Origin of the sequence: Sinorhizobium glycinis (assembly GCF_001651865.1) — a bacterium.
GTDB classification, from domain to species: Bacteria; Pseudomonadota; Alphaproteobacteria; order Rhizobiales; family Rhizobiaceae; genus Sinorhizobium; species Sinorhizobium glycinis.
This window is the reverse complement of record NZ_LPUX01000055.1, coordinates 135,735-149,487: the sequence shown is the minus strand read 5'-3', so window position 1 is coordinate 149,487 and position 13,753 is coordinate 135,735. Positions and strand designations below refer to the sequence as shown.

Annotated in this window: 18 protein-coding genes; 6 read left to right on the top strand and 12 right to left on the bottom strand. The window is 61.9% G+C overall.

Features of this window, described 5'->3' with window-relative positions:
• Positions 1–10: 10 nt before the first annotated feature.
• The 5 genes from AU381_RS12130 to AU381_RS12110 all read right to left on the bottom strand — a co-directional run bounded on the left by AU381_RS12130 (position 11) and on the right by AU381_RS12110 (position 1,699).
• Positions 11–292 (bottom strand): DUF982 domain-containing protein, encoded by a 282-nt coding sequence (locus AU381_RS12130; protein WP_064242026.1) that lies wholly within the window; start codon positions 290–292, stop codon positions 11–13.
• Positions 280–777, bottom strand: coding sequence for a CBS domain-containing protein (locus tag AU381_RS12125; RefSeq protein ID WP_064242025.1), 498 nt, complete (start codon positions 775–777; stop codon positions 280–282). Before AU381_RS12125 ends, AU381_RS12130 begins: the two co-directional genes overlap by 13 nt.
• Complete coding sequence (locus AU381_RS12120) at positions 764–949, bottom strand: hypothetical protein (RefSeq protein ID WP_064242024.1); 186 nt, start codon at positions 947–949, stop codon at positions 764–766. Before AU381_RS12120 ends, AU381_RS12125 begins: the two co-directional genes overlap by 14 nt.
• 129 nt (positions 950–1,078) lie before the next feature.
• Positions 1,079–1,345, bottom strand: coding sequence for a hypothetical protein (locus AU381_RS12115; protein ID WP_064242023.1), 267 nt, complete (start codon positions 1,343–1,345; stop codon positions 1,079–1,081).
• Between the two features lie 75 nt (positions 1,346–1,420).
• A complete protein-coding gene (locus AU381_RS12110; protein ID WP_064242022.1) occupies positions 1,421–1,699 on the bottom strand; it encodes a DUF1236 domain-containing protein in 279 nt (92 codons plus the stop codon).
• A gap of 292 nt (positions 1,700–1,991) precedes the next feature.
• Here AU381_RS12110 and AU381_RS12105 point away from each other — a divergent pair, with 292 nt between their 5' ends.
• Positions 1,992–2,513, top strand: a complete 522-nt coding sequence (locus tag AU381_RS12105; RefSeq protein WP_064242021.1) for a sigma-70 family RNA polymerase sigma factor — start codon at positions 1,992–1,994, stop codon at positions 2,511–2,513.
• Positions 2,514–2,533: 20 nt separating this feature from the next.
• On the opposite strand, the gene AU381_RS30300 is transcribed toward AU381_RS12105, so the two are convergent.
• The 4 genes from AU381_RS30300 to AU381_RS12090 all read right to left on the bottom strand — a co-directional run bounded on the left by AU381_RS30300 (position 2,534) and on the right by AU381_RS12090 (position 6,097).
• A complete protein-coding gene (locus AU381_RS30300; RefSeq protein WP_082909899.1) occupies positions 2,534–2,692 on the bottom strand; it encodes a hypothetical protein in 159 nt (52 codons plus the stop codon).
• A 200-nt stretch (positions 2,693–2,892) separates the two neighbouring features.
• A complete protein-coding gene (locus tag AU381_RS12100; protein ID WP_064242020.1) occupies positions 2,893–3,081 on the bottom strand; it encodes a DUF3008 family protein in 189 nt (62 codons plus the stop codon).
• A 140-nt stretch (positions 3,082–3,221) separates the two neighbouring features.
• Positions 3,222–4,547 carry a hemolysin family protein gene (locus tag AU381_RS12095; protein WP_064242019.1) on the bottom strand — a complete coding sequence of 442 codons (1,326 nt, stop codon included), beginning with the start codon at positions 4,545–4,547 and terminating at the stop codon, positions 3,222–3,224.
• A 209-nt stretch (positions 4,548–4,756) separates the two neighbouring features.
• Entirely contained in the window at positions 4,757–6,097 is a 1,341-nt protein-coding gene (locus tag AU381_RS12090; RefSeq protein ID WP_064242018.1) for an MFS transporter, read from the bottom strand.
• A 272-nt stretch (positions 6,098–6,369) separates the two neighbouring features.
• Between AU381_RS12090 and cyoA the strand changes: the two genes are divergently transcribed.
• From cyoA to AU381_RS12065, 5 genes are all read left to right on the top strand, one after another.
• A complete protein-coding gene (cyoA, locus tag AU381_RS12085; protein WP_064242017.1) occupies positions 6,370–7,530 on the top strand; it encodes a ubiquinol oxidase subunit II in 1,161 nt (386 codons plus the stop codon).
• Positions 7,531–7,567: 37 nt separating this feature from the next.
• Positions 7,568–9,571, top strand: a complete 2,004-nt coding sequence (gene cyoB / locus AU381_RS12080) for a cytochrome o ubiquinol oxidase subunit I (RefSeq protein WP_064242016.1) — start codon at positions 7,568–7,570, stop codon at positions 9,569–9,571.
• A gap of 4 nt (positions 9,572–9,575) precedes the next feature.
• Positions 9,576–10,205: a cytochrome o ubiquinol oxidase subunit III gene (gene cyoC, locus AU381_RS12075; protein WP_064242015.1), complete on the top strand. Its 630-nt coding sequence runs from the start codon at positions 9,576–9,578 to the stop codon at positions 10,203–10,205.
• Positions 10,202–10,603 (top strand): cytochrome o ubiquinol oxidase subunit IV, encoded by a 402-nt coding sequence (gene cyoD, locus AU381_RS12070; RefSeq protein WP_064242014.1) that lies wholly within the window; start codon positions 10,202–10,204, stop codon positions 10,601–10,603. The genes cyoC and cyoD overlap by 4 nt, the downstream gene beginning before the upstream one ends.
• A gap of 227 nt (positions 10,604–10,830) precedes the next feature.
• Positions 10,831–11,592 carry an SURF1 family protein gene (locus tag AU381_RS12065; RefSeq protein ID WP_064242013.1) on the top strand — a complete coding sequence of 254 codons (762 nt, stop codon included), beginning with the start codon at positions 10,831–10,833 and terminating at the stop codon, positions 11,590–11,592.
• Positions 11,593–11,833: 241 nt separating this feature from the next.
• Here AU381_RS12065 and AU381_RS12060 read toward each other — a convergent pair whose 3' ends face one another.
• From AU381_RS12060 to AU381_RS12050, 3 genes are all read right to left on the bottom strand, one after another.
• Positions 11,834–12,364 carry a DUF992 domain-containing protein gene (locus AU381_RS12060; RefSeq protein ID WP_064242012.1) on the bottom strand — a complete coding sequence of 177 codons (531 nt, stop codon included), beginning with the start codon at positions 12,362–12,364 and terminating at the stop codon, positions 11,834–11,836.
• 222 nt (positions 12,365–12,586) lie between these two features.
• Complete coding sequence (locus tag AU381_RS12055; RefSeq protein WP_064242011.1) at positions 12,587–13,183, bottom strand: DUF922 domain-containing Zn-dependent protease; 597 nt, start codon at positions 13,181–13,183, stop codon at positions 12,587–12,589.
• A 90-nt stretch (positions 13,184–13,273) separates the two neighbouring features.
• Positions 13,274–13,726: an Lrp/AsnC family transcriptional regulator gene (locus AU381_RS12050; protein ID WP_064242010.1), complete on the bottom strand. Its 453-nt coding sequence runs from the start codon at positions 13,724–13,726 to the stop codon at positions 13,274–13,276.
• Positions 13,727–13,753 lie beyond the last annotated feature (27 nt).

The window sequence follows — 13,753 nt, the reverse complement described above, 5'->3', positions numbered from 1 at the left end:
CACGCCGCCTTTAGGCGCCTTCACGCCCCGTCCAGCTGTGGACCGCGAAGTGCGCCTCCTCGGCCGCCTTGATGAAGGCAGCGCGGGCGACATCCGGTTCGTCCTGCCCCTCGATCACGCGGTCACAGGCGGCGAGTGCATCGCTCCTCGCGCTGCCGTTTCCCTCCGGCGGTGGCCAATGGTTCTTCAGGCAAAGAAGCGCATCACGCGTGCTTTGCACACGAAGCACGCGGTTCGGAGCCTCCAGGATCACAGCTTCGCTCCATAGGCGGTCCTGCGTCAGGCCGGGCATGGCGACATCCCTTCAAGCTGCTGGCTCGCCGGCTCGTGGCGGGACATGCCGTCAAGCACGAGGCCGCCGAGCTCCGGGCTCACGCGAGTGATGTCCGCCAGCGCGATGATGCCGGCGGCGTGACGCTTTTCGTCCACCACGACGAGCTGCCGTATCCTCAGATCATGCATCTTCTGAGCGGCGAGCAGGATGCTGTCTCCTTCCTCGCAGGATTCAGCCGCCACCGTCATGAACTCGAACACCGCCGTCGATGTCGATCGTCCCTGCGCGACGACCGACGTGAGGATGTCGCGATCGGTGACGATTCCGAGGATCGTACCGACCCCGGGAACCTCCACAGGCAATGCGCCCACTCCGGTCTCCTTCATCAGCCGCGCGACGGACTGCGCCGTGTCCGTCGGCGAAACCGTATAGATCTGGCGGGACATCACGTCGCGGACGCGCATCGCCTTATCCATAGGCGCCTTGTCTTCAGGGCCGTCCATCTATGAGGCTCCTGCCGTTGACCGAGGCCGGCACCGCGATTTCCTCATCCGGCGTCTTCTTCAGCGAGAGATCGACCTGATGCGGCACGGTGACCTGCGGTTGCCATGAGTTCCGTGGCGCCTTCTTGCTGGGATTTGGATTTTCCGGCGGCCGAGCAAACCTCGGACGCATTTTCTTCACTCGTTGTCGCACGATTCAATCCCTTCTGTTGACGTGGACCGCCGCGGCAAAAACCGCGGACTTTGAGTTAACGCGCGAACAGAGAGTGCGGTTCCCTACAAATTTTCTCGGCTTTCCTGCTTAAGTGGTCTGATGCGCCTCCGGATCCAGCGCCGCGCGCATCGTGGCGGCCCGAAGAATGGAGGTAATCTCCGCGGTCATGGCATTCTGCTTCGCAAAAGCCTCGGAAGGCACGATCCCCGGATCTTCTTCATGATCCTGCACGATCCGGACCTCGTCGAGGACACGATTGATCTCCGGCCACACATCCTCGTGGCGCACCAGGGCCGAGAGGACGGCGATCAGGATTTCCCGGTGGGCCGCCAGCTGAAATTCGACATTCTGCATGGTTGCCTCACTATCGTTGCGTAAAAGACAAGAAAAAGCGGCATGGAGGTGGTCCGCCATGCCGCCCTCTTGAAGTTACTGGACGACCTCCACCACCGCGCGGGTCTTCGGATTAATGATCACGCGCTTTTCGTTCACGATCGCGTAGGCAAAATCCGGCTGATCGGGAATCGTATGGATCTCGACGGTTTCCGGCAGCGGCTGTCCAACGACGAGCTCGCCCTCAAAAGTCACAGACGGCGTCTTCTGCTCGAGAACATAGGTCCTGACCTCGCCCGGCAGCACGACGGTCGTCTGGGCGATCGCCGATGCAGGGAACATGAGGGCGGCACAAATCAAGACAATTTTCTTCATGGTTTTCTCCTTCCTAACGTCTACCCAACCGGGAGCCAAGGCGTTTGGTTCCCGCGGCCGCTTGGCTGTTCCGAGGAGAACACCTTCGTCAATCAGGAGATAGCGAGATCTCGGCCAAGCAGAAAAGACGCGGGACAAGTGGTGGCAGCCAGTTGGTGTACGGGCGATATCAACGCTGTGTCGGGGCCAACCGCCTTGATTTGTCCGCCTCGCTAGGAACCAAAACCGCGGACAGGCATTTTCCTTCGCGTCACCAAAAAAATACTCACGGGCCAGAAGGGCGATATTCGATATGCCTGCCACCGCCGGTCACGCGTCGCAGCCATCACCGCAAATTGAAGAGCAGGTCGTGGACCTGATACCCGCATTGCGGGCCTTTGCCCGGACTTTTACGTCGGCTTCATTCGAGGCCGACGATCTGGTGCAAGAAACGCTGCTTCGCGCCCTGCGCAGCATCGATCAGTTCGCACCGGGCACCAGCCTCAAATCCTGGCTGTTCACGATCATGCGAAATGCTTTCCGCACCCAATACAAGATCCGCACGCGCGAGGGCCCCGGAAGCACGAACTGCGCGGAACTGCCGATCCCGACAGCTCCCTCCCAGGAGTGGTCCGTGCTCAACGGCGAGCTTCGGACAGCCTTGGGATGTCTTTCTCCCGAACACCGCGAAGTTCTGGTGCTCGTTGCTGGTTTCGGCATGAGCTACAAAGAGGCAGCCGATATTTGCGATTGCGCGATCGGAACGATCAAGAGCCGGCTAAGCCGCGCTCGCGATGAGTTGACCGTGCAGATGCATGGAAACCCCCTGAACTAGAAGATCGGCGCCGTACCCGGTCATTTCTTGCGGGCGTTGAGCGCTTCCTGCAACTGCTGGGCCAGTTCAAGCAGCCGCTGCGGCACCGGCTCCTTCTCGATCTTGCCCAACAGGAATGCGATCCGCTCCTCGACGGCCATGTCTGCGTCCGCATCTGCACGGGCTTTGGTTTCGCTCATTCGTCCGTCCTTCTTACCGAGGTGCCGAACCTAAAATATGGTCCCCGCTTCCCGGTGTAAATCACCAAAACGAAGCCGACGCGAAAACCGTATCCCCTTGTATTTAGAACATCTTTGCCGCCGGCGGCGCCACCGGATCTTCTCCGGCCGAAGATTCGCGACGCCGGGACAGGAGCGGCAAATCGGCCTCAAGGGCGCGCTCAAGACTTCGAAACGTGTTCCTTCTTGCCCTTGCGCTTGGTCGAGGCCATTTCCTTGAGCTCCTTCTCGCTCATGGAATCGGCCATGCTTTTGGACGCTCCCTTGAGTTCGCTCTTCTTCATGTCGCCGCGCTTTGCGGCGAGCGCGGCACCGGCCGCCTTCTGCTGCGCCTTCGATTTTGCCGGCATCTCTCTTCCTCCGTTCATGCGTCCCGGACGGCAGGAAAGAGCCGCCGATCTTGCGACACTCCGCTCCGGCGATCGATGAATGCCTTCGGAACCGGCGAGATTCGATTATGTTCCGCGATCGTCGCCAGGATGTGGGACGTCTATTCCACGTCGGCGAGGCTGGTGGCCAGGATCTTGTCGATCCGTCTGCCGTCCATGTCGATGATCTCGAATCTCCAGCCATCGAATTCGAAGCATTCGCCCACATCGGGCAGATGCCCGAGGATGTGCAGTGCAAAACCCGCAATCGTGTGATAGCCGCCGTCCTGGGGCCGTTCGTGGAGCTTCAGCCTGTCGAAGGCGTCATGGGCCGGCATCATGCCGTCGATGAGGAGAGACCCGTCCTCGCGTTCGACCACCGTCCGCTCTTCCGCCTCCAAATCCGGCAGCTCGCCGGCGATCGCCTCCAGGAGATCCGTCTGGGTGACGATCCCTTCGAGGCTTCCATACTCGTCGACGATCGTCGCGAGGCGAACGGGCGCAGACTTGAACCGCTCGAGGACACGGAAAACCGGCGTTGCCTCATGCAGGATCAACGGTTCGCGAATGACGCCGAACGGATTGACCGGCTTGCCGTCGAGCGATTGATCGAGCAGGTCCTTCTTCAGCACCATGCCGATCGGCTCGTCGATATTGCCCCTGCCGATCAGCAATTGCTCGTGTCGACAGTCCCGGATCGTCCTGAGTATTTCCGCCGGAGGATCGTCGGCATCGATCCAATCGACATCGACGCGCGGCGTCATGAAATCGGAAATCCGGCGATCGCCAATGCTGAAGATACGTTGCACAAGTTCCTGCTGGGCTTCATCGAGGAGCCCGGCCTGATGGCTCTCCGCGACTATGAGCTTGAGTTCCGCAGGGGAGTGCAGCGAGGCCTCGCCCGCTCCAGGACTTAAGCCCGCCAGACGCAGCACCAGATTGCCAAGGCCATTCAGTACAAGGATGGCCGGTCGAAGCAGAAACAGGAAGAGAGCAAGCGGCCGCACGACTGCAAGCGCGGTGCCCTCGCTGCGCTGCAGCGCCAGGCTCTTCGGCGCCAACTCGCCAAGCACGATATGAAGAGCGGTGATGATGACAAAGGAGATCACCACGGCGATCGCGTGCGATCCGGCCGTGGCCCAGAACTGCGGCAGTATGGCGAGCAAAGGCTCGATCAGATGGGCGAGAGCTGGTTCGCCGATCCAGCCGAGGGCGAGCGACGAGATGGTGATGCCGAGCTGCGTTGCGGCGAGATTGGCGTCGAGATTGTCGACGGCGCGTCGAAGAGCGGTCGCATTCATCCGTTTCTGAGTGACCAGTTCCGCGACGCGGCTGCGACGAACCGAAACCAGGGAGAATTCGGCCGCGACGAAGAAGCCGTTCGCAGCAACGAGCAAGAACACCGCCATGATGCCGAGGACATCGAGCAGGCTGTCAGACGAGGGCATGTTCTCCTTTCGGCCGTCAAAGAGGGCCAGCCGTTTCACCGAACCAGGAGTGTAACACGCCCTTTCTGGCCGGGCATGCCGTCAGATCGCGAGCCGCGACGACGGCTGCCTAATACATGTCGCCCAAAACTGTGCAGCGGTTTTGGGACACCGACATAAAAACAAAGACCTAAAGCGCGTCGCGTGAATCCGTTTGAAAGCGACGCGCTTTAGTCGTTGTTGATCTCCAGCGTCTTGCTGAAAATCAGCGCGGCAACGGTGCAGAGGGCGCCGGACAGCAGATAATAGCCTGCAAAGGCCAAGCCAAAGCGGCTGGTCAGACCCAGCGCCACGAGCGGCGCGAAGCCCGCCCCGATCAGCCAGGACAGGTCGGAGGTCAGCGCAGCGCCCGTGTAGCGATAGGCACGGCCGAAGCGTGATGCGACAGCACCGGCGGCCTGGCCGAAAGACAGGCCCAGAAGGCTGAAGCCGACGATCACGAATGCATTCCTGCCGGTGGCGCCGGCCTCAAGCAGCATAGGAGCGATGAAGCTGAAAATCGCGATCAGCACCGCACAGACGCCGAGGTGGTAACGGCGGCCGATCCGGTCGGCAACGAGCCCCGAGGCGACTATGGCGAGGATGCCGCAGAAGGCTCCCACGAACTGGACCATCAGGAACGAGCTCGCGCCATGATCCGTGTAGATCTCAACCCAGCCGAGCGGAAACACAGTGACGAGATGGAAGAGCGCGAAGCTTGCAAGCGGCACGAAGGCGCCGATAAGCACGTTGCGTCCATGCAATCGCAGCACTTCGGTGACGCGCCTTGCCTGCAGCTCGTGCTCCTCCAGGAGCGTTCCGAATTCCTTGGTCATCACAAGGCGCAGCCGCGTGAAGAGGGCGACGACATTGATCGCGAAGGCGACGAAGAACGGGTAGCGCCATCCCCAGCCGAGGAAATCGGCTTCGGAAAGGGACATCAGGAAATAGGCAAAGAGCGCACTCGCCAGCATGAAGCCGATCGGCGCACCGAGCTGCGGGATCATCGCGTACCAACCGCGGTGGTGCTGCGGTGCGTTGAGCGCGAGCAGTGAGGCGAGCCCGTCCCAGGCGCCGCCGAGCGCGAACCCCTGCCCCAGCCGGCAGATCGCCAGCATGACTATCGCCCATCCCCCGAGCGTCTCATAGCCCGGCAGGAAGGCGATCGAGGCGGTCGAGCCGCCGAGCAGGAAGAGGGCGATCGTCAGCTTGACGCCGCGGCCGTAGGTCCTGTCGATCGCCATGAAGACGAGGGAGCCGACAGGGCGGGCGATGAAGGCCAGCGAAAAGATGGCGAAGGAATAGAGCGTTGCGGTCAGTCGGTCGGGCGCGAAGGGAAAGAAAAGCTGCGGGAAGACGACGACGGAGGCGATGCCGTAAACGAAGAAGTCGAAAAACTCGGCGGCGCGACCGATGACGACACCGATCGCGATGTTGCCGGCCGACACGGGCCTGTCGTCGTGAATGCGCCGCGCGTCTCGCTCCATCGAGGAAGACGACGGCCCCAGGGACTGTTGCGTCACGCTGCTCATGAAAAGGCCTCCCACCACTCGGAGCCGCCTCGCCCTGCGGCTCTTCAAGGGGATGTTGATCAATCGCGGGCTCATATCAAGTGTTGAATTGCGAAATTGCGGCTTGCCGTAGTAAAAATCCCGGTCTTCCGGGACAGGACCACCGGTGGCCGACTATCCCGATTTCGCGCCGCAATGCACAAGATTGCTGCGGTGCGACCAAAAACCTCATACCGTTTGAACCACTCCTACTTTAGTCGCAGGGCGATCGTCATCAGAAAGGGCCCAGGGAAGTGCCAGCATTTCTGAAGTTTACCCGCCGCGTCGCCCTCTTGCCGCCGCTCCTGCTGCTTGCGAGCTGCAACATGGTGGTCATGGCCCCCTCCGGTGACATCGCCGCGCAGCAGCGCGATCTCATCGTCATCTCGACGGTGCTGATGCTGTTGATCATCGTGCCGGTGATCTTCCTGACGTTTCTCTTTGCCTGGCGGTACCGCCGAACGAACACCGCTGCCACCTATGATCCGGAATGGCATCATTCGACAGCGCTGGAAGTGGTGATCTGGTCGGCACCGCTTGCGATCATCATCGCGCTCGGCGCCGTCACCTGGATCAGCACGCACAAGCTCGACCCCTACCGGCCGCTCGACCGGCTCGATGCGGCGCGGCCGGTTCCGGCAGACACGAAGCCGCTCACGGTCGAGGTCGTCGCCCTCGATTGGAAATGGCTGTTCTTCTACCCGGACCAGGGAATTGCGACGGTCAACGAGCTCACCGCGCCGGTGGACGTCCCGATCGACTTCAAGATCACCGCGTCCTCGGTCATGAACTCGTTCTATGTCCCGGCGCTGGCCGGCCAGGTCTACGCCATGCCCGGCATGCAGACGAGGCTCCATGCCGTCATCAACAGGCCGGGCGAATACGAGGGCTTCTCGGCAAATTACAGCGGCGACGGCTTCTCGCACATGCGCTTCAAGTTCCATGGCGTCGACCAGCAGGGCTTCGATGCCTGGGTGGCTCGCGTCAAGGCGCAGGGCACCGCGCTCAACCGCGATGGCTATCTGAAGCTTGAGAAGCCGAGCGAGCGGGAACCGGTGCGCTACTTCGCCACCGTGGAAGCGGGCCTCTACGAGGCGATCCTCAACCTGTGCGCCACGCCCGGCAAGATGTGCATGCACGAGATGATGCACATCGACGCGATGGGCGGTGCGGGCAAGGAAAGTGCCGAGAACCGCGAGCGGCTCGAATACGACAACAGGCACGCTCTGGGAGAGGGAGCGCCGGCCGCGACGCATCCGGCGACGGGAACGCCGGCGCGCAGCCAGGAGGAGCCGCAGGGTACCGACGGCGCCAATGAAACGATGCAGCACGAAATGCCAGGAATGGGAGGGCACGAGGGGCATTCCATGCCCGACGGGGACGGCGATCCCGCACCGCCGCAACTCAACCACTGAATCTGGCCCCTTGCGCTAACAAATGAACGGGTTTCCCATGTTCTCCGATACAGATCTCCTGAAGTTCGTCTTCGGCCGACTGACCCTCGAGGCGATCCCCTATCACGAGCCGATCCTCGTCGCGACCTTCGTCGCCGTCGCCGTCGGTGGCATCGGCCTCGTCGGCCTGATCACGTATTACCGGTTCTGGGGCACGCTCTGGCGCGACTGGCTGACCAGCGTCGACCACAAGAAGATCGGCATCATGTATGTCATCCTGGCGCTGGTGATGCTGCTCCGCGGCTTCGCCGACGCGATCATGATGCGTCTGCAGCAGGCAATGGCCTTCGGCGGCTCGGAGGGCTACCTGCCGCCGCATCACTACGACCAGGTCTTCACCGCGCATGGCGTCATCATGATCTTCTTCATGGCGATGCCCTTCGTGACAGGGCTGATGAACTTCGTCGTGCCGCTGCAGATCGGCGCCCGCGACGTGTCCTTTCCGTTCCTCAACAATTTCAGCTTCTGGATGACGACGGCCGGGGCGATCATCATCATGCTGTCGCTCTTCGTCGGCGAATTTGCCCGCACCGGTTGGCTCGCCTATCCGCCGCTCTCCGGCGCCGACTACAGTCCCGGCGTCGGGGTCGACTATTACATATGGGGCCTGCAGGTGGCCGGCATCGGCACGACGCTGTCGGGCATCAACCTCATCGCCACCATCGTCAAGATGCGTGCGCCCGGCATGACGATGATGAAGATGCCGGTCTTCACCTGGACCTCGCTTTGCACCAACGTGCTGATCGTCGCCACCTTCCCGGTGCTGACCGCGACGCTGGCGCTCTTGACGCTCGACCGCTACGCCGGCACGAACTTCTTCACCAACGACCTCGGCGGCAACCCGATGATGTATGTCAACCTCATCTGGATCTGGGGCCACCCGGAGGTCTACATCCTCATTCTGCCGGCCTTCGGCATCTTCTCGGAAGTGGTCGCCACCTTCTGCGGCAAGCGGCTCTTCGGCTACGCCTCGATGGTCTATGCGACGGTGGTCATCACCATCCTCTCCTATATCGTCTGGCTGCATCACTTCTTCACCATGGGTTCGGGCGCCAGCGTCAACGCCTTTTTCGGCATCACGACGATGATCATCTCGATCCCGACAGGCGCGAAGATGTTCAACTGGCTCTTCACCATGTATCGCGGCCGCATCCGCTACGAGGTGCCGATGCTGTGGACCGTCGGCTTCATGGTGACCTTCGTCATCGGCGGCATGACCGGCGTGCTGCTCGCCGTGCCGCCGGCCGATTTCGTGCTGCACAACTCGCTGTTCCTGATCGCCCACTTCCACAACGTCATCATCGGCGGCGTCGTCTTCGGGCTGATGGCCGGCGTCGTTTACTGGTTCCCGAAGGCGTTCGGCTTCAGGCTCGATCCGTTCTGGGGCAAGATATCCTTCTGGTTCTGGCTCACCGGCTTCTACTTCGCCTTCATGCCGCTCTACGTGCTCGGCCTGATGGGCGTGACGCGCCGCGTCAGCCAGTTCGAGGATCCGTCGCTGCAGATCTGGTTCGTGATCGCCGCCTTCGGCGCCTTTCTGATCGCACTCGGCATCCTGTCGATGCTCATCCAGCTCGTCGTCAGCTTCATCAAGCGCGAAGAATTGCGAGATACGACCGGCGACCCCTGGGACGCCCGCACGCTCGAATGGTCGACCTCCTCGCCGCCGCCGGATTACAATTTCGCGTTCACGCCCGTCGTCCACGACCAGGATTCCTGGTGGGACATGAAGAAGCGCGGCCACAGCCGTCCGGTCGGCGGGTTCAAGCCGATCCACATGCCGAGGAACACCGGGACCGGCGTCATACTCGGCGCGATCAGCGTCGTCTTCGCCTTCGGCATGGTCTGGTACATGTGGTGGCTCGCGGGGCTCGCCTTCCTTGCCATGGTCGTGATCGCGATCGGCCACACCTTCAACTACGACCGCGACTTCTACATCCCGGCCAACGTCATCACGCAAACGGAGGGCAAGCGCACCGAACTGCTTGCCAGCGAGGTGTAGGACCATGACCGAGCTTCACACCGATTACATGCAGGAAGGCAAGGCGCCGACCTTCTACCTGGAGGAAGAGCATCATCCCGAGGGCAGCACGATGCTCGGCTTCTGGCTCTATCTGATGAGCGACTGCCTGATCTTCGCCGTGCTTTTCGCCACGCATGCCGTGCTCGGCCGCAACTACGCGGCCGGACCGTCCCCGGCCGATCTCTTCGATCTGCCGCTCGTCGCCGTGAACACGTCGATGCTGCTTTTCTCGTCCATCACCTACGGCTTCGCGATGCTCCAGGTGGAGCGGTACGAGAAGAAGGCGACGTTGTTCTGGATGGCCGTCACCGCGCTCTTCGGGATCGCCTTCGTGTCGCTCGAACTCTATGAGTTCGCGCACATGATCCATGAAGGCGCCGGCCCGCAGCGCAGCGCCTTCCTGTCTTCCTTCTTCACGCTGGTCGGCACGCACGGCCTGCACGTGACCTCCGGCATCATCTGGATGTTCGTGCTGATGGCCCAGGTCGCAAAACATGGGCTGATCCCGGAAAACAAGCGCCGGCTGATGTGCCTGTCGATGTTCTGGCACTTTCTCGACGTCGTCTGGATCGGCGTCTTTTCCTTCGTCTATCTGATGGGAGTCCTTGGATGAGCACGCACGCGCCTACGCATGAGGATGCCTTCGAGGCCCATCATGGCCATAGCCACGGGCACGAGGCTGGCCACGGCACGTTCAAGAGCTATGTGACCGGCTTTGTCCTCTCCGTCATCCTGACCGCCATTCCCTTCTGGCTGGTAATGGCCGAGGTCATCGACAGCCCGGTCTTGACGGCCGTCATCATCATGGCGCTCGGCGCGATCCAGATCGTCGTGCACATGATCTTCTTCCTGCATATGAACACCCGCTCGGAGGGCGGCTGGACGATGATGGCGCTGATCTTCACCATAGTCCTCGTCGCCATTGCGCTCTCCGGCTCGCTCTGGGTCATGCATCACTTGAACGCGAACATGATGCCGATGAGCCCGGAGATGATGAAGAACATGCCGTGACGGGAGCGGATGCCCTCAACTCTCGCCCCTTACTCCAGGCTTCTTGCCCCTCTCCTCGGGTTTAGCCCGAGGACTAACCCTCTCCGCGCAGGCGGTGAGAGGGGATTTGAGCAGGCGCCGCGAGTCTCCTTCGCCCGGCCTGCGGGGAGAAGGTGGCCGGCAGGCCGGATGAGGGGCCGTCTCGACGGAGATCGATCCGTTTCTCACCTGATGCCGAGCGGCGCGCAATGAGCGACGACGGAAACGAAACCACTTCCCCTCCATTTTCTCGGCTTGCCGTTGCCCTCATCAGCGTCATCGGGCTCCTGCTGGTCGCCGGCCTGTTGGCACTCGGGACATGGCAGATCAAACGCCTCTCCTGGAAGCTCGATCTGATCGCCCGGGTCGAGGAACGCGTCGGCGCTGCGCCCGTCCCTCCGCCGTCTCGAATTGACTGGGCGAATGTCGGCGCGGCGCGCGACGAATACCGCCGCGTGCAGGCCCGTGGCCGCTTCCTCCACGACAGAGAGACGCTGATCCATGCCGCGACCGAGCTAGGTGCCGGATACTGGGTGATGACGCCGTTGGCGCTCGACGACGGCACAACGGTGCTCGTCAATCGCGGCTTCGTGCCGACGGAGAGGCGCGCACCGGCGACGCGGTCACAGGGACGAATATCGAGCGAGACGGAGGTCACTGGCCTCATGCGCATGGACGAGCCGAAAGGCTCGCTGCTGCGTTCGAACAAGCCTCAGGAGGAGCGCTGGTATTCCCGCGACGTCGGCGCAATCGCAGCTGCACGCGGCCTCTCCAACGTTGCGCCCTTCTTCATCGACGCGGACGCCACGCCCAATCCCGGCGGTCTTCCTGTCGGCGGTCTGACGCGCGTCGTCTTTTCCAACAACCACCTCGTCTACGCCATCACCTGGTACTGCCTGGCTGCAATGACCGCAGCGATGCTGATCGTCTTCTGGCGCTCGAAGGCACGAGCCGGCCGCGGCGCGCCGTGAGAGCACGGATAAGGCGCGATCCTCACGATCGCTGCAGCAGGTAGAAGACATACCGTAGCTGTCGCCGGCCGGTTTGAAGACCTCAATCTCCTCCAATGTTAGGCCTCGGAAAGCGACCGCAGCGAGCGGCTCTAGAGCATTTTGCAGTCAGGTGGTATCACCTGACGTCGCACAAATGCGGCAAAAACAAAGGCTTAGAGCGGCGGCGCGAACGTATGTGAGCGCATCCCGCTCTAGGAGCTCAATTGGCCGAATTGAGGGTCATCGATGTGCCGGCGGCCGCGACGTTCAGTCCGAGTTGCCCGGTGACGCTGACCGTCTGGAGATGGATCGAACCGGAAGTGCCGCCGACGAGCACATTGGCACCGACACCGGCGCCGATGGTCGCCTCGGCGGTCGCGCCCTTGTAAAGACCGCTGAGCGAACCGTGGTGATATCCGGCCGTCGGCGCGAATACGGCCCAGAGCAACCTGCTGCGCATGGTAAAGCCGATATCGACGCCGAGCTTGCGGATCTCGCCGGTATAGCGATCTTCGATCTCATCACCGCCAAGCGACCGGAAGACGCAATCGATCTCTTTCGACGAGCCCAGAACATAGCCGGCGCCACCGCCGATATCGCATTCGAGATAACCGATCTTGACGCCGTCTTGCTCGTCCAGCACCGGGGGCGGTGCGGGCTCCCGATAAGGCGCAAGGTCTGCAGCATGGGCGGCCATGCCCGCGAGAGACAGCGACGCTGCGCAAAGAGCCGCGACAAGTTTCCTGTTCATGCATACTCCCTTCCCCGGACCGGCGGCCAGGCTCGCCCTTCCGACAACACATTCAGCAATGGATGGCCCGCATCGCCACATACGATGGGCGACGCACGCGTGTAACGCCGCGGCACAGTTCAACTCCAATGAGACAATTCGGGGGCGTGTTTGTGGCCTTCACCAGCTTTTTGCGTGTATCTATCAAGGCCTACAGCGCCCTGCGCCTTCCGGGGAAAGCATCTATCCCCCGTTCACGAGGTCGAGGATCAGCTGGTGAATATTGCCGCCGTCGCTGAGTTCGGCGCGGTCGAAATCCCGGCTCTGCTGGCGCTGCGCGTTGGAAAGCGCGCCGAGCCGCTTGGTCATTTCAGTCTTGATCTTTCGGCATTGCGGGTCAGCCGGGACAGTGAGCCCGACGGTGACGGCCTCGATGTTCTTCACCATCGCCTTGATGAAATCGCCATGCACCAACTCGTGCTTATGGACGCCGCCAATGAAGGTCTCCCAATGGTCCCGTGTCACACCAGCCAGCGAACTGGCTGGTTTCGGCAGGGTGTAGGTGATGGCAAGCTTCGGTCGCGCGGACACGAGAACGCAGGCATCGCCCTGAGCCTCGTATTTTCGCGACCAGGTGAGCTTGAAGCTCGTATGTGCAATGGCGCGCGTTGGCCCCAGCTTCGGGCCCCGCTCGCCGATCGAGGCATAGAGTTCCGGGCCGGATTGCCCGGTGATCGCGTAGGTCTGCACCTTTTCGGTCGCCTGCCAGTCCGCATGGGCTGCCGAAGGCGGAGATGCCAGACAGGCCAGCAGAAGGAAGAAACGATGGCCTGTCTTCACGCGACTTTCCCCGACCGAGCACAGTTGATTGCGGCCGGAAACTAATGGGCACAGGCTTCGCTTTCAATCGCCAGATTTCGCGCAAGCCGCTCAAACGCTGCTCAGTAGAAGGCTGGTTTCGCTGTTGGCCACGCCGTCGATCATCCGCACCTCGCGCAGGATGCGGTCGAATTCGGAAAGGTTCGCGGCGCGAATGTTGGCGACCAGATCCCAGTTGCCATTGGTCGTGTGCAGCGTGTGGATCTCGGGGATGCCGCGCAGCCTGCGGATGACCTGGGTCGTCGACTTGCCGACGACCTCGATCATCATCACCGCATGCACCGTATTGACGTCGTAGTCTTCGCGGACGCGAACCGTGAACCCCAGGAGCGTCCCCGTCTCCATCAGGCGGTCCAGGCGGTTCTGCACGGTACCGCGCGCGACCCCGAGTGCATCGGACAGCTTGGAAAGCGAAGCGCGGCCGTCGACGCGCAGGTGGGCGATGATCCGGCGGTCCAGATCATCCGGCGTGTACTTCGCGATGATCGTATCTCTCGACGCCATCCTGATAAATCGCACAACTGGACTGAC